The sequence below is a fragment of the Mycobacterium scrofulaceum genome, assembly GCF_002086735.1.
GTDB lineage: Bacteria > Actinomycetota > Actinomycetes > Mycobacteriales > Mycobacteriaceae > Mycobacterium > Mycobacterium scrofulaceum.
Window position 1 is genome coordinate 1 of record NZ_MVIJ01000011.1, and the last position, 19,020, is coordinate 19,020.

Below are 19,020 nucleotides of genomic sequence, written 5' to 3' on the forward strand. Positions count from 1 at the left end.
CCCCAGGATCGCCCCGCCGCCCGCGCCGTACCGACCGCCCGTCAACGTGCTGGCCACGCTGTCGCTGGTGTTCGCGTTCGTGTTCGCACCCGTCGGGGCGATCCTGGGGCACGCCGGGCTGGCGCAGATCCGCCGCACGGGCGAGCTCGGCCGGGACCGCGCCCGCGCGGGAGTGGCGCTGTCCTACACCTTCATCGCCGTCGCCGTCGTCGCGTTGGTCGCCTGGGCGGGCCTGGGCGCGGCCCCGTCCACCCGGACCGCGGCGCCGGGCACCACGTCCGCGAGCGCGGCGCCCCCGGCGTCCCCGGGCCCGGTCGCGGCGGACGCGCTGGCGACGCTGCTGCCGGGCGCCGACGCCCTGAAGACCCTCACCGCCGACCAGAACCTGGAGGCCGGCCAGACCTGGAACAACCCGGGCCGATCCAACGCGGAAAGGGCCATCGACCGGCCGGAATGCTGGGGCAGCGTCGCGCCCGGGACGCCGGACGCCTACACCGGCGACGTCGCCGGCTACCGCGCGGCGGAGTTCCGCGACTCGCACACCTTCCTCAAGTCCACCCAGGTCATCGAGGCGGTCGTGGCGTTTCGCGACGCCGCGGCGGCCCAGTCGCAGCTGGCGGCGTTGCTGTCGGGGTGGCGCCAATGCGGCGGTTCGACCGTGACGCTGACGCCGCCCAACGGCGAGGCGCTGCCGTTCGCGGTGGGCGAGCCCGCCGACGCCGGCAACGGCATCACCACGCTGGACCTGACGCCCAAGGGCCTGCAGATCCGCTCGGCCCGGGCGCTCGCGGCCAAAGCCAACGTGATCGTCGACCTGATGGTCTCCTGCAGCGGCACCACGGACGGCGGCCAGCCCCGGCTGGCCGGGGTGGGCATCGCCACCTACGTGCTGGGCAAGATCCCTGGCTAGGGTGGGGCTCATGAAATATGTCGACGTCGACGGGGTGGGCCGGGTCAGCCGGATCGGCTTGGGCACCTGGCAATTCGGGTCACGCGAGTGGGGTTACGGGGACGACTACGCCTCCGGCGCCGCGCGCGACATCGTGCGCCGCGCCCGCGCCCTGGGGGTGACGCTGTTCGACACCGCCGAGGTGTACGGCCTGGGCAAGAGCGAACGGATCCTCGGCGAGGCGCTCGGCGACGAGCGCGCCGACGTCGTCGTGGCCAGCAAGATCATGCCGGTCGCGCCGTTGCCCGCCGTGGTCAAGCAGCGCGCGCGGGCCAGCGCGCGGCGGCTGGGCCTCGACCGCATCCCGCTCTACCAGATCCATCAGTCCAACCCGGTGGTCCCCGACACGGTGATCATGCCCGGCATGCGCGACCTGCTCGACAGCGGCGAGATCGGCGCGGTCGGCGTCTCCAACTATTCGCTGGCCCGGTGGCGGAAGGCCGACGCCGCCCTCGGGCGCCCGGTGGTCAGCAACCAGGTGTACTTCTCGCTGGCCCACGCTCGCGCGCTGGACGACCTGGTGCCCTTCGCCGAGCGGGAGAACCGCATCGTGATCGCCTACAGCCCGCTCGAGCAGGGGCTCCTGGGCGGCAAGTACGGCCTGGACAACCGCCCCGGCGGCATTCGGGCGCTGAATTCCTTGTTCGGCACCGAGAACCTGCGCCGCGTCGAGCCGCTGCTGCAGACGCTGCGCGACGTGGCGACCACGGTCGGCGCCAAGCCGGCTCAGGTGGCGCTGGCCTGGCTGATCAGTTATCCGGGCGTCGTCGCCATCCCTGGCGCGTCCAGCGTCGAACAGCTCGAGTTCAACGTCGCCGCGGCCGACGTCGAGCTACCGCCGGACGCCCGCGAGGCGCTGACCGGGGCGGCCCGCGCCTTCCGCCCCACCTCGGCCGGGCGTTTCCTCACCGACCTGGTCCGCGAGAAGCTGGGCCGCTAGTTTTGCGCCGAGATTGCCGTTAGGGCTGTGGCCGGCCGTCGACGACAGCCACCACGGCAATCTCGGCGCAGACCCGCTGCGCCGCAGCGCGGCTAGGACTGCGCCGGCGCGGAATCCGCGAACGCCGCCGGGCTGGCCGGCGCGCCCCTCGCCACCACCACCGGCATCGAGGTGGCGGCGTTGGTCCGCAGGATGGTGTGCACCACGTCGATGAGGTCCTCCACGGGCATCAGCTTGCCGGGCATGCAGCCGCGGGAAGCCCACAGTGGGACGGCCTTCATCGCGAGGTCCATGTCCCAGCCGGCGTTCATTCCCGTCGCCGCGTCGCCCTCGCCACCCGGGCACTCCCCGACGATGAAGGTGGTGAAGCCGATGTCGGGGTGTTCGGCCCGCCAGGCGTCGACCATGCGCTCGAGCGCCGCCTTGCTGACGCCGTACGCGCCCAGGCCCGGCCACGGTGGCCCGAACGTGCCCGCGTCGGAGGACAGGTAGACCGCCTTGCCCGCGGAGACCGTCAGGTGCGGCACCGCCGCGGCCGTCACCAGCGCCGCGCCGATGACGTTGGTGTCGAAGATGCGCCGCCAGGTCGCGGCGTCGGTGTCGACCATGCGCACCAGGGGCCCGACCGCGGGGGTGTAGACGATGTTGTCGATGCCGCCCAGGGCGCCGGCGGCGGCGGCGATCGCCGACCGGCACGACGCCTCGTCGGTGACGTCACATTCGATGGCGATCGCGCCCGGGCCGGCCTCCTTGGCCGCCGCCTCGATACGCTCGCGGCGCCGGGCCAGCAGCGCGACCTGGTCGCCGCGCTGGGCCAGGCCGACACCGATGCAGCGACCGAGTCCGCTCGAGGCGCCCACGACGACTGTCCTTGACATATTTGCCCTCTCTTGTAACGAGCTGCCGTGGGCAAAAACCTACCCGATGTCCCCGCCGCGGGGCGATGGCTCGGCCGCCTAATTCCGGACGACGGTGTTCCGGTCGCCCAACTTGGCCTGGTACATGGCCGCGTCCGCCCGGGCCGTGATGGTGTCGACGGAGTCGCCGGGAAGGGCAAGCGTGGCGCCGATGCTCAAGGTGGCGTGCAGCGCCTCGCCGGATACGCCGATGGGCTCGGCGGCACGGCAGCGGATCTTCTCCGCGATCTGGGTGACCTCGTCGATGCTGCCGACGCCCGGCAACAGGACGAGGATCTCGTCGCCTCCGGTCCGGCCGACGGTGTCCCCCCGGCGAACGCTGTCCTGAATCCGCGCGGCCAGGGTGGCCAGGACGAGGTCGCCGATCCCGTGTCCCCACCTGTCGTTGATCTCCTTGAACTGGTCGACGTCGCAGAACAGCACGCCGAGATACGTTCCGGCGGGTTGCGGCTGCTCCAGCGCGGCGGCGAGCCGGCCCGTGGCCTCGGCCCGGTTGACCAGGCCGGTCAGGGTGTCGAACGTGGCCAACCGTTCCAGTCGCTGCTCGGCTTTCACCTGATCGTCGACCACGCGGACCGCGGCGATCAGGCCGTCGGTGTTGCCGTCGGCGTCGACGTAGGGCTTCCCGTGGCCCTCGACCCAGTGGTAGGTGCCGTCGGCCGCCCGGACCCGGAACCGTTGCAGGACCGCTTCGCCGGCGGCGACCCTGCGGAGCGCGGCGATGACGGCCCGCGCGTCCTCCGGATGGATGTGGCGGTCGAAATCCGAGGCGTCCCAGCCCTCCGGCGGCCGGCCCAGCGCGGCCTCCACCGACGGCGAGACCCAGGCGATCTCGCCGTCGCGCAGGTGCACGATGATGTCGACGGCGTTGTCGGCGAGGATCCGATAGCGCGCCTCGGCGTCGGCGCGCTCGTTGCTGACCAGCTCCTTCTCGATCAACAGTTTCTGCTCGCGCTGGATGAAGAAGAATGTGATCGCCCCGACGATCGCGGTGCCCAGCATGATCGAGAAGGTCCACTCCGCGTGCTGGCCCAGACCGAGCCGCAGGAAGACGGGCCGCGCGAGCGCGACCACCACGGGGAAGCCGGCGAGGGTGGCCGCCAGTCGCAGCAGCGACTTGCGGTCGGGCCGGGCGAGCAGCCAGGCGACCGGGAACCGGTCGGGGCGGGCCAGCGACGTCGCGGCGGCGAGGAGCAACAGAGCCACCGCCGTCATGATCGCCTGGCCCGTCGACGGCGAGTAGCCCACCAGCGCCAACGCGTTGAACAGGTAGGCCCCCACGGTGACGAACGGGATGGCCCCGCCGGCCGCCATGCAGGCGGGCCAGATCACCCGGGTCCCCCGGTCCACCCGGATCAGCGCGGCGGCGGCCGCGAGGAACAGGGCGGAAACCGCCGTCTGCGGGCTCGGACGGCCCGGCCAGGTCTGCTGTGCGGTGCGCACCGCGTCCCCGAACCACATCAGGTCCAGGCCGGTCGAGCGCCCACCGGCGGCGTACTCGAGCAAGGTGATGCCGGCGAGGGCACCGACCACCAGGGCCAGGCCGCGCCCAGCCCAGACCCGGCCCCGCGCGGGGTGGCCGGATTGCGCCAGGATCGCCGTGCTCAACGCCACCAGCCACAGCGCGGTCCACGGCATCACCTGCGGCCAGCTCGGATCGATCCGGGTCAGCCGGTCGATTCCGGATGCCCAGCCCGCCCACGTCGTGGCGGCGAGGGCGAAAACCACCAGCATGGCGATCCGTCGGACCCAGGCGACGTCGTTCAGGCAGGCCTCGGGGCTCGACCTCGGCATCGGCGGCCCCTTCCTCCCCCGGGCTGCGCAACCGAAAGTATGCGCCGAGGGGCGCCCGGTGCCTGGGGCACAAGGTCATCAATCTTGGGGCGCAAGGTAACTGGCGCGGGGGTAACAGGCGCGGGTGCGATCTGGCGCCCCCGGTCGCGCCGCCGCGCCGGTCGTCCGGCTCGTCAGGCCCCGTCGGGGGCCTGCAACACCACGGCGGTGTGCGCGTCCACGGTGAGCGTGCCTCCCCCGGGCACCTCTTCGGCGGGCGTCTCCTCCTCGGGCCCGGTGAAGACCACCAGCTGCCATGAAGCGCCGAATTCCTTTGCAGGCAAGGTGAATTCGATCGGCTCGTAGTGGGCGTTGAAGCAGAGCAGGAACGAGTCGTCGAGCACCCGCTGCCCCCGGGCGTCGCGGTCGGGGATACCGTGCCCGTTCAGGAACACCGCGACGGACTTGGCGAATCCCGCGCCCCAGTCCTCCTCGGTCATCTCGGTTCCCTCGGGGGTGAACCAGGCGATGTCGGGCAGCCCGTCCTGGCCACCAAGGCCCCTGCGGCCCAGCGGCTTGCCGGAAAAGAACCGGCGCCTGCGGAACACGGGATGGTTGCCGCGCAGCGCCGACACGAGGCGGGTGAACTCCAGCAGTCCGTTGTCCGCGTTGGACCAGTCGATCCAGGTGAGCTCGTTGTCCTGGCAGTAGCCGTTGTTGTTGCCGTTCTGGGTGCGGCCCAGCTCGTCGCCGTGGCAGATCATCGGCACGCCCTGGCTCAGCAGCAGCGTGGTGAGGAAGTTGCGCTGCTGGCGGGCGCGCAGCGCGTTGACGTCCGGGTCGTCGGTCGGCCCTTCCGCTCCGCAGTTCCAGGACCGGTTGTGGCTCTCGCCGTCGTTGTTGTCCTCGCCGTTGGCCTCGTTGTGCTTCTCGTTGTAGGACACCAGGTCACGCAGCGTGAAGCCGTCGTGCGCGATGACGAAGTTGATCGAGGCCACCGGCCGGCGCGCGGTGTGCTCGTAGAGGTCAGCGGACCCGGACAGCCGGTAGGCGAACTCGTCGAGCGTGGCCGGCTCGCCGCGCCAGAAGTCGCGGACCGTGTCGCGGTACTTGCCGTTCCATTCGGTCCACTGCGGCGGGAAGTTGCCGACCTGATAACCGCCCGGGCCGACGTCCCACGGCTCGGCGATCAGCTTCACCTGGCTGATCGTCGGATCCTGTTGCACGAGTTCGAAGAACGTCGCCAGCCGGTCCACGTCGTAGAACTCGCGGGCCAGCGTGGAGGCCAGGTCGAACCGGAAGCCGTCGACATGCATCTCGAGGACCCAGTAGCGCAGCGAGTCCATGATCAGCTGCAGCGCGTGCGGGTGCCCGACGTTGAGGCTGTTGCCGGTGCCCGTGTAGTCCATGTAGTACCGCTTGTCGTCGTCGACCAGGCGGTAGTAGGCGGCGTTGTCGATGCCCCGCATCGACAGCGTCGGGCCCATGTGGTTGCCCTCCGCCGTGTGGTTGTAGACCACGTCGAGGATGACCTCGATGCCGGCCTCGTGCAGCGCACGCACCATGGCCTTGAACTCCTGCACCTGCCCGCCCGGCGACGTCGCGCTGGAGTATTTGAAGTCGGGTGCGAAGAAACCGATCGTGTTGTAGCCCCAGTAATTCGAGAGGCCCTTGTCCACCAGGGTGGAGTCGTTGGCGAAGTGGTGCACCGGCATCAGTTCGATGGCGGTGACGCCGAGGCCCTTGAGGTGCTCGATGATCACCGGGTGCGCGACGGCCGAATAGGTGCCGCGCAGCTGTTCGGGGATGTCCGGGTGGGTCTGCGTCAGGCCCTTGACGTGCGCCTCGTAGATGACGGTGTCGGCGTACTGGTGGTCCGGCGGCCGGTCGTTGCCCCAGTCGAAGTACGGGTTGATCACCACCGACTTGGGCATGAAGGCGGCGGAGTCGTCGTCGTTGCGGCTGTCGGGGTCGCCGAAGTTGTAACTGAACAGGGCCTGGTCCCACTCGAACGAGCCGTCGATGGCCTTGGAATAGGGGTCCACGAGCAGCTTGTTCGGGTTGCACCGCAGGCCGTTCTGCGGGTCGTACGGGCCGTAGACCCGGTAGCCGTAGCGTTGGCCGGGCTCGATGTTGGGGATGTAGGCGTGCCAGACGAACCCGTCGACCTCGGGCAGCGCGACGCGGCTCTCGGTGCCTTCGGCGTCGAACAGGCACAGCTCCACCCGCTCGGCCACTTCGCTGAACACGGCGAAGTTGGTGCCCGCTCCGTCGTAGGTGGCGCCGAGAGGGTAGGCGCGGCCCGGCCACACCTCTCCGGTGGGCGTGGGGGCGGGGGCTTCTGCGGATGTCATGGCGCTTTCAATACCCTGCGGGCCCCGGCCTCAAACGGCCGCGCAGGAAGCCTTGCTACACAGCGGTTTTCAAGGTCGTAACATGACCTTTACCGCGCCGTCCTGCTTCTTCTGGAAGATCTCGTAGGCGTGCGGGGCCTCGTCGAGCGGCAGCACGTGGGAGGCGAAGCTGTCGACGCCGAGCGGGTCGTCGTCGGTGAGCAGCGGCATGATGTCGTCCACCCACCTCTTCACATTGGCCTGGCCCATCCGCAGGGTCACCTGCTTGTCGAAGAGCGTGAGCATCGGCAGGGGGTCGGCCATCCCGCCGTACACCCCGATCAGCGATATCGTCCCGCCCCGGCGCACGATGTCGATGGCCGAGTGCAGGGCGCTCAGCCGGTCCACCCCGGCGGTCTGCATCAGCCGCTTGGCGACCATGTCCGGCAACATGCCGGTGGCCTGCTGGGCCAGCTTGGCCGCCGGGGAGCCGTGCGCCTCCATGCCGACCGCGTCGATCACCGAGTCGGATCCGCGGCCGTCGGTGAGGTCCCGGATCGCGTCGCCCAGCGGGGAGTCGAGCCGGCCCAGGTCGATTGTGTGGATGCCGCGCTGCGCGGCACGGCCCAGGCGTTCGGCCACCAGGTCGACGCCGATCACCCGGTAGCCGAGGTGATGCGCGATGCGTGCGGCCATGTCGCCGATGGGGCCCAGGCCGAGCACGGTGAGGGTGCCGCCGTCCGGGATGTCGGCGTAAGCCACCGCCTGCCAGGCGGTCGGCAGCACGTCGGACATGTAGACGAACCGCGAATCCGGCGGTCCCACAGGGACTTTGATATGGGTGAACTGCGCCTGGGGAACCCTCAGCAACTCGGCCTGCCCGCCGGGGACCTCGCCGTAGAGCTCCGAGTAACCGAACAGGGCGGCCCCCATGCCCTGCTCGCGGACCTGGGTGGTCTCGCATTGGGTATAGAGCTGCTTGTCGCACATATAGCAACTGCCGCAGGAGATTTGGAACGGGATCACGACCCGGTCCCCGACCCGCAGGTCACCCGTTTCGGCGCCGACCTCGCGGACGATCCCCATGGGTTCGTGCCCGAGGATGTCGCCGGGTTTCATGAATGCCCCGAGGATCTCGTAGAGGTGCAGATCGGAACCGCAGATGTTCGTCGACGTGACCTCGATGATGGCGTCGGTGGGCTTCTCGATCTTCGGGTCGGGCACCGACTCCACTCGCACGTCGCGTTTGCCGTGCCACGTGACTGCCTTCATGTGCAGCCACATACCCGCCTGGCCGGCTCCGAAACTCGGTGGTCCGGCGTCAGCGGCGGCGGCGCTTGAGCGGATGCTCGCTGTCGATCAATGATTTCGCGATGTCGATGAGCCTGGTGTTGGATTGTTGCGAGAGCCGGGTCAGCAGTTCGAACGCCTCGACGGCGTCGAGGCCGAAGCGCTCCATGACGATTCCCTTGGCCTGTCCGATCATGTCGCGCGACGCCAGGGCGCTGCGGAATTGGTCCTGGCGGCGCAACATCGACCACGCCAGCGCGATGTGGGTGGCGTAGACGGCGCCGAGCTCGACCGAGTCGTCGGGGAACGCGTGCGGGGTGTCGGCGTAGAAGTTCAGCGCGGCCATGCCGCCGCGGTCCACGAACAGCTCGAACGAGAGGATCGATCGGATCGGGGTCTGCTCGAGCGCGTGCCGCCGGTACCGCGGCCACCGCTCGTCTTCGGTGAGGTCCTCGACGTGCATCACGTGGTGGCGCCACGCCGCCTCCACGCACGGCCCCTCCGCGTACCGGTTCTGGATCTCGTCCAAAAGGACCGGGTAGCGATGCGTGGCGGCGATGTTGACGACCGCCCTGCTCCTCTCGGCCATGGTGATGCCCGCGTACTGACTGCCCACCACGTGCAGGACGCCGTTGCCGATGAGCTCGTTGAGCCCCGCCGCGGTGTCCATCTCCTCGCGCTCCATGCTGGACACCAGCTCCGCGAGCTGAGCGACGACCACGGTAGTGCCGTTCTGCATAGCACCCCTCTCGACGGTCTTCCCCAGGGCGATGAAAGCTGGACACGCTACTTCTCGAGAGCCACCCCTCGCTCACTAAAGCCTCCGGATGGTCGTTCGGGCGTGTCAACCCACGAAACGAAGTGTAAGGGCCAAATAACGAAGTGCAAACCCACCGGCGGCGCCGCGACACCGATCGCGCGAATTACCTTCCGCCCAGACGGAGTACACGTAATGCGCTGGCGTGGAACCGTTTTCGCGGCACGCGCCGACGGTCGTGCCGCGAAGCCCCGGACCTTCGCGTCGCGGCCGCCCTACACTCGGATTGGTGACCTCAATCGTGATCGTTGGCAGCGGCTTCACCGGATTCACCTGCGCGCACCGCCTGGCCCGCATCCTGCGGCGACGGCGCGCCGAGGTCGACATCACGATCATCTCTCCGGTGGACTACATGCTGTACACCCCGCTGTTGCCCGACGTCGCCGGGGGGGTGGTCGATGCCCGGTTCGTGGCGATCCCGCTGGCCAACACCCTCAAGGGCGTGCACGCCGTGCGCGGCCGCGTCGACGGCGTGGACTTCGCGCGCCACACGCTGACGTGGTGCGATCCCGAAGAACGCAGCCACAGCATGTCCTGGGACCGGTTGGTGCTCACGCCGGGTTCGGTGACAAGGCTTTTCGACGTGCCGGGGCTCGCGACCTGCGCGCGCGGGCTGAAGACCACCGCCGAGGCCCTTTACCTGCGTGACCATTTCGTCGAGCAGCTGGAGCTGGCCAACATCGATGACGACCCGCGGGTGGCGGCGGCCCGGCGCACCGTCGTCGTGGTGGGGGCCTCCTATTCGGGCACCGAGCTGGTGGCGCAGCTGCGCGCGTTGGCGGACGCGGCCGCCAAGCAGATGCGGTTCGACCCCGCCGCCGTCCGCTTCGTGCTCCTCGACCTGGCCGAGCAGGTGATGCCGGAGGTCGGCAAGAAGCTGGGCGACGCCGCGCAGAAGGTCCTGCGCCGGCGCGGCATCGACGTCCGGCTCGGCCTGACGCTCAAGGAGGCACACGCGGACCATGTTGTGCTCAGCGATGATTCCCGCATCGACACGCGCACGGTCGCCTGGGTGACCGGTGTCACCGGCGCCCCGCTGATCCAGAATCTGGGACTGCCGACCGAACGGGGCCGGCTCACAGTCCGGGCCGATCTGCAGGTGCCCGACCACCCGGAGGTGTTCGCGGGCGGTGACGCGGCCGCGGTCCCCGATCTGACCCAGCCCGGCAAGATCACCCCGCCGACCGCCCAGCACGCGACCCGGCAGGGCAAGGTGCTGGCCCGCAACGTGGCTGCCAGCCTGGGGTATGGCACTCCCAAGGACTACAAGCACCGCAACCTGGGCCTGGTGGTCGACCTGGGCCCGTGGCACGCGGTGGCCAACCCGCTGAACATCCACCTCTCGGGGCTGCCGGCCAAGGTCGTGACCAGGTCCTACCACCTGTATGCGATCCCGCGGGGAGTCAACCGGTGGGCGGTGTCGCTGGCCTACCTCACCGACCTCCTGTTCGCCAGGTCGGTGGTCTCCATCGGGTTGGCGTCGGAGGAGGACGCGCAGTTCGCGGCCAGCGAGGGCATCCCGATGCCGAAGACCGGGTGAGGGCGGCTCAGCCCTCGGCCGACTGCTGGGCCATCGCGTAGGCCAGCTGCAGGAAGTCGGCACCGGTCAGCACGGTGAAGACGCCGGCGACCAGGCGGGTGGCTCGCGGCGCGAACACCAGGCCGATGGCGAACCCGGTCGCCACCCACATGTCCAGGCAGAACGGGCAGGTCAGCAGCTCGCCCAGGCTGTGCCGCAACGGGCTCTCGTCCCGGACCTCCTCCATCACCTCGGCCGGGCCGCCGCTACCCGAGAAGCGGGTGAACGGCGCGCGCAACGGGCTGGTCACCGCGTCCTTGGCCAGCGTCCGCGAGAGTTTGTGGGTGCCCAGGGTCACCGTGATCAGGTCCTGGACGCGCCACCGTGTCGGCAGCGTGCGCCCGGTGAGCAGCGCGGCGACGGTCGCGACGGCGACGACGGCGCCGTAGATCGCCAGCACCGCCAGGTAGCCGCCCAGCGGCCGGGGCGCGTCGCCGCGGTATGCGTCCGCTTCGCGCCGTGCACCGTCGACCACCTCGGCCTTGGCTTCCGCCACCTCTCCCATTGCATCTCCTTCAACCTCGAGGCCCAGCTGGCCGGGTACCCGAAGTCGGTGAGCGCAATCGCGGGGCCGCGGGTGGCCTCACGCGTCCCGATCGCCGGGTTCGGTGGCCGCGTCCGCGAACCTCGCCGTTCTGGCTGCCTTGCGCAGGCTGCGATTGGTGGTCCGCAGGTCGGTGTTGGCCGCCGCCAGCGTGGCGTTGTGGTCCTCGAGGTCGAGGATGCGCGCGACGCCGGCCAGGTTGATGCCGGCGTCGACCAGCTCGCTGATGCGCCGCAGCCGGGCCAAATCGGCGGCGCTGTAGCGCCGGGTTCCGCCGTCGCTGCGCGCCGGCGTTAGAAGTCCATACCGTTCGTACAGGCGCAACGACTGGACCGGGATGCCCGAGAGTTCGGCGGCCACCGAGATGCCGTACACGCCGTGATCGGGCGCCGGGGCGGCGGAATCGCCGCGCTGGTCGGTCATCACGCGTCTCCTCGAAGCTAGCTGGCTCAGAAAATCTATTTATCACACTTGCACCATGGTGTCGACGGTGCTATATAAAATCTATGTCATTGGACATAGGTAATAGCCTGACCACAGCCTAGATTGGAGTGAGAGGTGACCACCATGCTGATGCGAAGCGACCCCTTCCGTGACCTCGACCGCTTTGCCCACCAGGTGTTCGGCACGGCCGCCCGGCCGGCGGTGATGCCGATGGACGCGTGGCGCCAGGGCGAGGAGTTCGTCGTCGAGTTCGACCTGCCCGGCGTCGACGCCAACTCCCTGGACATCGACATCGAGCGCAACGTGGTGACCGTGCGCGCCGAGCGGCCCGGACTGAACCCCGACCGGGAGATGCTGGCCACCGAGCGGCCGCGCGGCGTGTTCAGCCGGCAACTGGTGCTGGGCGAGAACCTCGACACCGACAAGATCGAGGCGTCCTATCGCGAAGGCGTTCTGCGCCTGCGCATTCCGGTCGCCGAGCGGGCCAAGCCGCGCAAGATCGCCGTCGAACACGGCGACGCGCAGACATCCATCGACGACAACGTCAAGCGGCACGAGGTCATCAACGCGTGATCGGGAAGGGCGGGTGGCCCGGGTCCGTGCCCGGCACCCGGGCCACCCGCCCCCGGATCGCCTGAAGCAACGGGTCTCAACGACTACCCAGGGTGCGACATGAAGTGGGAACTCGACGGCCAGACGGCGAACGTGGAACAGGCGTTGGCCGGCGGCTCCGCGCACCCGGCCGGCTGGTTTCGCTTCTACTTCACCGACCAGCGCTGGGAGTGGTCGGAACAGGTGCAGCGGATGCACGGGTACGAGCCCGGCAGCGTCACGCCCACCACCGATCTCGTGCTCTCCCACAAGCATCCGCAGGACCGCGGACAGGTCGCGGCCACCATCGACCAGATCGTGAACACCCGCCAGTCGTTCAGCACGCGTCATCGCATCGTCGACACCGCCGGGAACGTGCACCAGGTGGTCGTGGTGGGTGACCGGCTCTTCGACGACGACGGGGACGTGGTCGGCACGCACGGGTTCTACATCGACGTCTCCCCGCCCCCGGGACAGGCCGACGAGGAAGCCGTCAGCGCGAGGCTGGCCGAGATCAGCGGGAACCGGGCCGGCATCGAACAGGCCAAGGGCATGCTGATGCTGGTCTACGGCATCAGCGAGGACGCGGCCTTCGAATTGCTGAAATGGCTCTCCCAGGAGGCGAACATCAAGCTGCGCCCGTTGGCCGAACAGATCGCCGAGGACTTCCGCGACGCCGGCCTGCGGCTGGGCGCCCAGACGGAGTTCGACCACCTGCTGCTGACCGCGCACGAGCGCGTCGCCCAGAGCGACCAGTCATGACGACTTGCGGCGCCGCCGGGCGCGGGCGGCCGCGAGCAGTTGCGCCATGCCCTGCTCGATGCCGGTAGCGAGCGTGTCGATGTCGGGCGCCGTGTCGTAGTCCGCGGTGATGCCGAAGACGAACGTGTCGGCGTAGCTGAGCATCGCGATGCCGGTGCGCACCTGAAGGGCGATCGGCGGGACCGGCAGCAGCTCCAGCACCCGGCGGCCCATCAACCGCTGCCGGGTCCGCGGACCCGGAACGTTGGTCGCCAACGCGACCACCGCCCGTTGCGGCAACCGCGACAACACGCGAATCGTCCACGCCGACAGGGCAAACGGGGTGCGCTTGGCAGCCACCACCACCGCGGAACCACCCTCGCTCTGACCGCTGGCCTTGGCGCGGGCGAGCCGATCATGCACCAGCTCGAGCTGCCGCACCGGGTCTTCCTCGTCGACCGGCAACAGCGGCAGCATCGCCGAGACCCGGTTGCCGGCCACGTTGAAGTGGTCCACCGCGCGGACCGACACGGGAACCAGGGTGCGCAACGAGTCCCGGCCGGGGTGTTCCCCGCGCGCCAGCAGGACGGTGCGATAGCTGTTCGTGATCGCCGCCAGCGCAACGTCGTTCAGCGTGACTCCGAACGCCCGGGCGACCTTGTGCATGTCCGTCAGCCGAACACGGGCCGCGCTGTACCGCCGCATCGTGGTGACCGGTCCGTTCAGCGACGATTCGGGGGCGGGCCGCAGCAGCCCCGCCGCCAGCTCGGCGGCGCCGATCGCCGCGTGTTCGGCCGCGGTCACCGCACCGAACACGCCCCGCCCGATTCCGCTCGCCCAGCTCAGCGGGTTGAGGGTCAGACCCGCCCGCGGCGAAACCGACTTCCTGGCGGCGCCGACGTCGGCCGCGAAGGTGTCGCGGTCACCGTCGTCGCTGAACTTCGCCAGCAGTTGCGTCGTCGCGATGCCGTCGGCGATGCAGTGATGCACCTTGGTGAGCAGCGCCCAGCGGCTTTCGCTGAGCCCCTCGATGATCCAGCACTCCCACAGCGGGCGCTCGCGGTCGAGCCGGCGCTCCATCAGCGACGCGATCATCTCGAACAGCTCCGGGTCCCCGCCCGGGTGCGGCAGCGCGATCCGGTGCAGGTGGCGCCCGAGATCGAAGTGCGGGTCGTCCACCCATTCCGGTGGCCGCAGGTCGAGCGGATGCGTGCGCAGGATCTGCCTGCAGCGCGGGATCGTCTCGACCCGGGCGGCGAACGCGGCAACGAACTCCTCGTGCGTCGGGGCCGGGCCCTCCACGATCGACGCCGCACCGACCGCCAGGCTCACGTGCGGATCCGAGTCCTCGACCTCCAGGAAGCCGGCGTCCAGGGCGGTCAATTGCTCCATGGTGCTACTTTCCGCGCCGCAATGCCCCGCTTGCAGGGCCGTAAGTCCCCAACTACTGAGGCCCAACGGCGGCTGTGGCGGCACGCCCCCGGCCATATCGTGAGGGGGGTGACGGGAGAGCTATCGAGCAGCGAGGCAGATGATTTCGCCGCCGCGTCCGGCACCGACCGCACCGCCCGACTCACGTCGATCTGCTGTCACTTCTACGAAGCGTATTGATGCAACCCGCCAGAGGAAGAACACCATGAGCGATTTCACCTACGTCCGCTTCTTCGAAGAGATCGGCATCTCCGACGTCCCGCTGGTCGGCGGGAAGAACGCCTCGTTGGGCGAGATGTTCCAGAAGCTGACCGGACAGGGAGTGCGGGTCCCGCACGGGTTCGCGATCACCGCCGAGGCCTACCGCCACATGCTGGACACGGCCGGGGCCTGGGACGCGCTGCACGCCGCGCTCGACGACCTCGACGCCGACGACGTGACCGCGCTGGCACGCAAGGGCAAGCTGGCCCGCGAAATCGTCTACGGCGCGGGGCTTCCCCCGGAACTCGCCACCGAGATCACGGCCGCCTACCGGCGACTTCAAGACGAATACGGCGAAGACGTCAGCCTGGCCGTGCGCAGCTCGGCGACGGCCGAAGACCTGCCGACCGCCAGCTTCGCCGGCCAGCAGGAGACCTTCCTCAACATCAAGGGCACCGAGAGCCTGCTGGACGCCTGCCGCCGGTGTTTCGCCAGCCTGTTCACCGATCGGGCCATCCACTACCGGATCGACCAGAACTTCGACCACTTCAAGGTGTCGCTGTCGATCGGCGTGATGAAGATGGTGCGCTCCGACCTCGCCTCGTCGGGGGTGATGTTCACCCTGGACACCGAATCCGGTTTCCACGACGTCGTATTCATCACCGGCGCCTACGGGCTCGGCGAGAACGTGGTCCAGGGCGCCGTGGACCCCGACGAGTTCTACGTCCACAAGCCGACGTATCAGGCCGGCCACCGGGCGGTGCTGCGCCGGCTCATCGGGGACAAGGCGGTCAAGATGATCTTCGTCGAGGGCGAGACGAAGAACACCACCCGCAACATTCCCACGCCGAAGGCCGACCGGGCCCGGTTCTGCGTCACCGACGACGACGTCCTCGAGCTGGCGGGCTACGCGTGCGCCATCGAGCGCCACTACGGGCGGCCGATGGACATCGAATGGGCGAAGGACGGTCTCGACGGGCGGCTCTACATCGTCCAGGCACGCCCCGAAACCGCGGCCTCCCAGCGCAGCCAGACGGTGGTCGAAAGCTACGTGCTCGAGGGCAGGGGCGCCGAACGCAACGAGGTCCTCGCGGAGGGCCGCTCGGTCGGCGAGAAGGTCGCCGCGGGCGTCGCCAGGCGGATGGACAACCTGGGGAAGCTGTCGGAGTTCCAACCCGGCGACGTGCTGGTGGCCGACATCACCACGCCCGACTGGGAACCCATCATGAAGATCGCCGCGGCCATCGTCACCAACCGCGGCGGGCGCACCTGCCACGCGGCGATCATCGCCCGCGAGCTCGGCATCCCCGCCGTCGTCGGCGCGGGTGACGCCACCACGCGCGTGCCGGACGGGGAACTCGTCACGGTGTCGTGCGTGGAGGGCGACACGGGGCGGGTTTACCGCGGCCAGTTGGGCTTTCGCGTCGATCGCACCGAGGTGTCCGACCAGGAGCGCCCGCACACCGAGATCATGGTCAACCTCGGCAACCCGGATCTGGCGTTCAAGACGTCGTTCTTGCCGAACGACGGCGTGGGGCTGGCCCGGATGGAGTTCATCATCAACGAGTACATCCGGGTGCATCCGCTGGCCCTGCTGCACCCGGACCGGGTGGCCGACCCCGAGGCCCGGCGGACCATCGACACGCTGACGTACGCCTATTCCGACGGCGCCGAATTCTTCGTGGAGCGCCTGTCGGAAGGGATCGGCACCATCGCCGCCGCCTTCTGGCCCAAGCCCGTCGTGGTGCGGATGTCGGACTTCAAGACCAACGAGTACGCCAGCCTGGTCGGCGGCAGCGACTTCGAGGCGGCCGAGAGCAACCCGATGATCGGCTTCCGCGGCGCCTCGCGCTACGCGCACCCGGCCTACGCCGAGGGATTCGCGCTGGAGTGCCGGGCGATGAAGCGGGTGCGCGAACAGATGGGGCTGACCAACGTCGTGTTGATGTTGCCGTTCGTGCGCCGGGTGGCCGAGGCGGACCTGGTCCTGGCGGAGATGGCCAAGCACGGTCTGCGCCGCGGGGAGAACGGGCTCAAGGTGTACGCGATGTGCGAGATCCCCAACAACGTCATCCTCATCGACGAGTTCGCCAAGCGCTTCGACGGGTTCTCCATCGGGTCCAACGACCTCACCCAGCTGACCCTCGGCGTCGACCGGGACAGCGAGATCGTGGCCTTCGACTACGACGAACGCGACGAGGGTGTCAAGGAGATGATCCGCCTGGCCGTTGCGGGCTGCCGCCGCAACGGGATTCACTCCGGGTTATGCGGTCAAGCGCCGTCGGACTACCCGGACATGGCCGAGTTCCTGGTTCGCTGCGGCATCGACTCGATCAGCCTGAACCCCGACGTGGTGGTCAAGACCACCCGGCAGATCCTGGACCTGGAGCGCTCGATCCGACGGCCGAGCGTCACGCCAGCGTGACGCCGGAGCTCGAGCGTCACGCCAGCGTGGCGCTCGAGGCGCCGCGGGGCGGCTGGCGATAGAGGGCGGCGCCGGCGACGACGTCGGCCCCGGCCGCGACGAACAAAACCCGCGCGCCCACCGACAACCGCTCGGCCCGCTGCCCGAACGCGGCGGCCAGGGCGGCGGTGTGCATGCGTTCGTCGTCGGCGACGCTGATCGCCTCGACCGGCACGCCCAGCCGTGCGCTTAGCGCGGCGCGGTATCCGGGGCGGGCGGGGGCGGCGACGATCGCGTCGACGTCGGACAGCCGCACCGACTGCTCCTGAAGGCACGCCGCTACGGCCCGGCCGGCCGCCGCGGCGAACCGCTCGTCCATCGCCGTCGACTGGCAGAAGCGCAGGACGTTGCGGGAGTCGGCGAAGCCCACCGTGGCGCTGAAGGTTTCGTCGCCGGCTGCACTCGGGTCGTTCACCCAAAAGATCCGGCTGAGGCCGTAGTCGTCGTCGGACCAGCCGCACAGCATCGCGGCGCCGGCGGCCGAGAATCCGAAGTGCTCGCTCATCCCGTGCCCGGGGTCGGCGTCGCTGGCGACCACCAGCGCGCGCCGGATGGCGCGGCTGCGCATGAACCCGTCGATGATCTGCAGCCCCGTCAGCAGGCCGCACGTGCCGTTGGCGATGTCGAAGGAGAAGGTGCCGTGGGCGCCGGCGTGCGGGTCCTCCGGGTTGGCGCCGATGTCGTCCTGGATCAGCGCGGCGAGCGCCGGCTCACCGAGGTTGCGGTCGCGGTAAATGCCGGCGTTGATGACGAGGTCGAGGTCTTTAGCCTCGCATCCGGCCCGCCTCAGGCAGTCCTTGGCGGCGACGACGGCCAGGTGCAACGCGCTGTGGCGCCCCCGCAGGCGCGGATGCGAGACGTCGATCCGATCAATCACCGTGCCCATAGCGGCTCACCACATCCTCGTCCAGGGTCAACAGGACCACACCGATCTCCAGCCCGGAGGCCAAGGCCAGCAACGCGATTCGCTCCCCGGGCCTGATCCGCCCGGCCTCGAGTTCCTCCACGAGCGCCACCGTGTGGGTCGTGGAGGCGGTGTTGCCGTAGCGGTCGACGGTGATCACCGCGTCGTGGCGCGGGCTGTCGCCGAACACCTCCGACATCCGGGCCATGCCCTTGCGGATGGCGCGCGCGGACGTCTGGTGGGTGATGACGTGGTCGATGTCGTGGATCGAAAGACCAACGGTGTCAAGCACTTCGCTCAACAGCAGCGGGGTGTTGGCGATCGCGGCCTTCTGGATGGCGCGGGAGTTGGTGAACATCCGCGCGCCCGGGTCGTCCCCCTGCGGATACGCCAGGCAGAGCCGGCTGTAGTCGGCGACGGTGGTGAAGCCCGCCAGCGCGATACCGGCCGAGCCGGCCGACGCCCGCTCCAGCAGCAGCGCGGCGCCGGCGTCGCCCAGCGTCAGGGAGGCCAGCTCCTTGCTCATGATGTTGCGGATGTGGCGGGCGGCGTTGTTGCCGAGCTGCGAGATGTACTCGCCGCTGACGACGAGCCCCCGCTCGACGACGCCCTGGCGAATCCAGTTGTTCAAAATTGTTACGCCCGTGAGCATTCCGGCGCACGCGTTGGACACGTCGAACGTCATCGCGTTCACCGCCCCGATTCCGCGCGCCACCGCGCTGCTCATGGTCGGCTCGAGCCACTGGGTCAGCCCGCCGCGGAACTTGGTGATGCTGCAGCTGATCACCACGTCCAACGCCGCCGGATCCTGCTGCGCGGTGGCCAGGCAGTTCAGCGCCGCCGAGCTGGCCAGGGTGTAGGAATCTTCATCGCCCACCGACACCCGGCGTTCGCGGATCCCGGTCAGCCGTTCCAAATCGATGTGGGTGCGGTGGCGGGTGGACGCCATCAGCTCGTCGGTCGTCAGGTGGGTCCCGGGCAGATGCCGGCCCGCGGCCGCGACCCGCGCGACGAAGGGGGCCGCACCGCCCTTCCCGGTTGTCTCCATCACCAGCCAGTGCCGAGTCATCGATGGCACCTCCTTGGCGTTGTGCTTGGCATG

16 protein-coding genes are annotated in these 19,020 nt (G+C 69.6%); 6 read left to right on the forward strand and 10 right to left on the reverse strand.

Going from position 1 to position 19,020, the window contains the following annotated elements; all coding sequences use genetic code 11:
- Window positions 1-910: sensor domain-containing protein (locus BST44_RS09450; protein ID WP_142274434.1), on the forward strand; the 910-nt coding region annotated here is incomplete at its 5' end.
- A 10-nt stretch (window positions 911-920) separates the two neighbouring features.
- Window positions 921-1,889 carry an aldo/keto reductase gene (locus BST44_RS09455; RefSeq protein ID WP_083176969.1) on the forward strand — a complete coding sequence of 323 codons (969 nt, stop codon included), beginning with the start codon at window positions 921-923 and terminating at the stop codon, window positions 1,887-1,889.
- 92 nt (window positions 1,890-1,981) lie between these two features.
- On the opposite strand, the gene BST44_RS09460 is transcribed toward BST44_RS09455, so the two are convergent.
- From BST44_RS09460 to BST44_RS09480, 5 genes are all read right to left on the reverse strand, one after another.
- Complete coding sequence (locus BST44_RS09460) at window positions 1,982-2,767, reverse strand: SDR family oxidoreductase (RefSeq protein ID WP_083176865.1); 786 nt, start codon at window positions 2,765-2,767, stop codon at window positions 1,982-1,984.
- Between the two features lie 78 nt (window positions 2,768-2,845).
- Entirely contained in the window at window positions 2,846-4,600 is a 1,755-nt protein-coding gene (locus tag BST44_RS09465; protein WP_083176866.1) for a sensor domain-containing diguanylate cyclase, read from the reverse strand.
- Window positions 4,601-4,773: 173 nt separating this feature from the next.
- Window positions 4,774-6,933 (reverse strand): glycogen debranching protein GlgX, encoded by a 2,160-nt coding sequence (glgX, locus tag BST44_RS09470; RefSeq protein WP_083176867.1) that lies wholly within the window; start codon window positions 6,931-6,933, stop codon window positions 4,774-4,776.
- Window positions 6,934-7,002: 69 nt separating this feature from the next.
- Entirely contained in the window at window positions 7,003-8,184 is a 1,182-nt protein-coding gene (locus BST44_RS09475) for a zinc-dependent alcohol dehydrogenase (protein ID WP_083176970.1), read from the reverse strand.
- A 49-nt stretch (window positions 8,185-8,233) separates the two neighbouring features.
- Window positions 8,234-8,941: a GAF and ANTAR domain-containing protein gene (locus BST44_RS09480; RefSeq protein WP_083176868.1), complete on the reverse strand. Its 708-nt coding sequence runs from the start codon at window positions 8,939-8,941 to the stop codon at window positions 8,234-8,236.
- A 307-nt stretch (window positions 8,942-9,248) separates the two neighbouring features.
- On the opposite strand from BST44_RS09480, the gene BST44_RS09485 reads away from it, so the two are divergent.
- Complete coding sequence (locus BST44_RS09485; protein ID WP_083176971.1) at window positions 9,249-10,559, forward strand: NAD(P)/FAD-dependent oxidoreductase; 1,311 nt, start codon at window positions 9,249-9,251, stop codon at window positions 10,557-10,559.
- Between the two features lie 7 nt (window positions 10,560-10,566).
- On the opposite strand, the gene BST44_RS09490 is transcribed toward BST44_RS09485, so the two are convergent.
- Window positions 10,567-11,103, reverse strand: coding sequence for a DUF1360 domain-containing protein (locus BST44_RS09490; protein WP_083176869.1), 537 nt, complete (start codon window positions 11,101-11,103; stop codon window positions 10,567-10,569).
- A 78-nt stretch (window positions 11,104-11,181) separates the two neighbouring features.
- Window positions 11,182-11,565, reverse strand: a complete 384-nt coding sequence (locus BST44_RS09495; RefSeq protein WP_083176870.1) for a MerR family transcriptional regulator — start codon at window positions 11,563-11,565, stop codon at window positions 11,182-11,184.
- Window positions 11,566-11,709: 144 nt separating this feature from the next.
- On the opposite strand from BST44_RS09495, the gene BST44_RS09500 reads away from it, so the two are divergent.
- Both BST44_RS09500 and BST44_RS09505 read left to right on the forward strand, forming a co-directional pair.
- Window positions 11,710-12,159: an Hsp20/alpha crystallin family protein gene (locus BST44_RS09500; RefSeq protein WP_083176972.1), complete on the forward strand. Its 450-nt coding sequence runs from the start codon at window positions 11,710-11,712 to the stop codon at window positions 12,157-12,159.
- A gap of 99 nt (window positions 12,160-12,258) precedes the next feature.
- On the forward strand, window positions 12,259-12,939 hold the full coding sequence (locus BST44_RS09505; RefSeq protein WP_083176871.1) for a PAS and ANTAR domain-containing protein: 681 nt from the start codon (window positions 12,259-12,261) through the stop codon (window positions 12,937-12,939).
- On the opposite strand, the gene BST44_RS09510 is transcribed toward BST44_RS09505, so the two are convergent.
- The gene (locus tag BST44_RS09510; RefSeq protein ID WP_083176872.1) at window positions 12,934-14,310 is read right to left on the reverse strand and encodes a WS/DGAT/MGAT family O-acyltransferase; all 1,377 of its coding nucleotides are present in this window, start codon (window positions 14,308-14,310) and stop codon (window positions 12,934-12,936) included. The two genes, BST44_RS09505 and BST44_RS09510, sit on opposite strands and share 6 nt — an antisense overlap.
- A 244-nt stretch (window positions 14,311-14,554) precedes the next feature.
- Here BST44_RS09510 and ppsA point away from each other — a divergent pair, with 244 nt between their 5' ends.
- The gene (ppsA, locus tag BST44_RS09515; RefSeq protein WP_083176873.1) at window positions 14,555-16,975 is read left to right on the forward strand and encodes a phosphoenolpyruvate synthase; all 2,421 of its coding nucleotides are present in this window, start codon (window positions 14,555-14,557) and stop codon (window positions 16,973-16,975) included.
- Window positions 16,976-16,991: 16 nt separating this feature from the next.
- Here the strand turns inward: ppsA and BST44_RS09520 are convergent, their stop codons facing one another.
- Both BST44_RS09520 and BST44_RS09525 read right to left on the reverse strand, forming a co-directional pair.
- Window positions 16,992-17,900, reverse strand: coding sequence for a beta-ketoacyl-[acyl-carrier-protein] synthase family protein (locus BST44_RS09520; RefSeq protein WP_083176874.1), 909 nt, complete (start codon window positions 17,898-17,900; stop codon window positions 16,992-16,994).
- Window positions 17,884-18,987, reverse strand: coding sequence for a 3-oxoacyl-ACP synthase III family protein (locus tag BST44_RS09525; protein WP_083176973.1), 1,104 nt, complete (start codon window positions 18,985-18,987; stop codon window positions 17,884-17,886). The genes BST44_RS09520 and BST44_RS09525 overlap by 17 nt, the downstream gene beginning before the upstream one ends.
- Window positions 18,988-19,020: the final 33 nt, after the last annotated feature.

Excerpts from the sequence above, each read along its gene's own strand:
- BST44_RS09455 (WP_083176969.1), top strand. The coding sequence starts at position 921 with ATGAAATATGTCGACGTCGACGGGGTGGGCCGGGTCAGCCGGATCGGC.
- BST44_RS09525 (WP_083176973.1), bottom strand. The coding sequence starts at position 18,987 with ATGACTCGGCACTGGCTGGTGATGGAGACAACCGGGAAGGGCGGTGCG.
- glgX (WP_083176867.1), bottom strand. The coding sequence starts at position 6,933 with ATGACATCCGCAGAAGCCCCCGCCCCCACGCCCACCGGAGAGGTGTGG.
- BST44_RS09475 (WP_083176970.1), bottom strand. The coding sequence starts at position 8,184 with ATGAAGGCAGTCACGTGGCACGGCAAACGCGACGTGCGAGTGGAGTCG.
- BST44_RS09480 (WP_083176868.1), bottom strand. The coding sequence starts at position 8,941 with ATGCAGAACGGCACTACCGTGGTCGTCGCTCAGCTCGCGGAGCTGGTG.
- BST44_RS09495 (WP_083176870.1), bottom strand. The coding sequence starts at position 11,565 with ATGACCGACCAGCGCGGCGATTCCGCCGCCCCGGCGCCCGATCACGGC.
- BST44_RS09465 (WP_083176866.1), bottom strand. The coding sequence starts at position 4,600 with ATGCCGAGGTCGAGCCCCGAGGCCTGCCTGAACGACGTCGCCTGGGTC.
- BST44_RS09505 (WP_083176871.1), top strand. The coding sequence starts at position 12,259 with ATGAAGTGGGAACTCGACGGCCAGACGGCGAACGTGGAACAGGCGTTG.
- BST44_RS09460 (WP_083176865.1), bottom strand. The coding sequence starts at position 2,767 with ATGTCAAGGACAGTCGTCGTGGGCGCCTCGAGCGGACTCGGTCGCTGC.
- BST44_RS09520 (WP_083176874.1), bottom strand. The coding sequence starts at position 17,900 with ATGGGCACGGTGATTGATCGGATCGACGTCTCGCATCCGCGCCTGCGG.
- ppsA (WP_083176873.1), top strand. The coding sequence starts at position 14,555 with ATGAGCGATTTCACCTACGTCCGCTTCTTCGAAGAGATCGGCATCTCC.
- BST44_RS09510 (WP_083176872.1), bottom strand. The coding sequence starts at position 14,310 with ATGGAGCAATTGACCGCCCTGGACGCCGGCTTCCTGGAGGTCGAGGAC.
- BST44_RS09500 (WP_083176972.1), top strand. The coding sequence starts at position 11,710 with ATGCTGATGCGAAGCGACCCCTTCCGTGACCTCGACCGCTTTGCCCAC.
- BST44_RS09490 (WP_083176869.1), bottom strand. The coding sequence starts at position 11,103 with ATGGGAGAGGTGGCGGAAGCCAAGGCCGAGGTGGTCGACGGTGCACGG.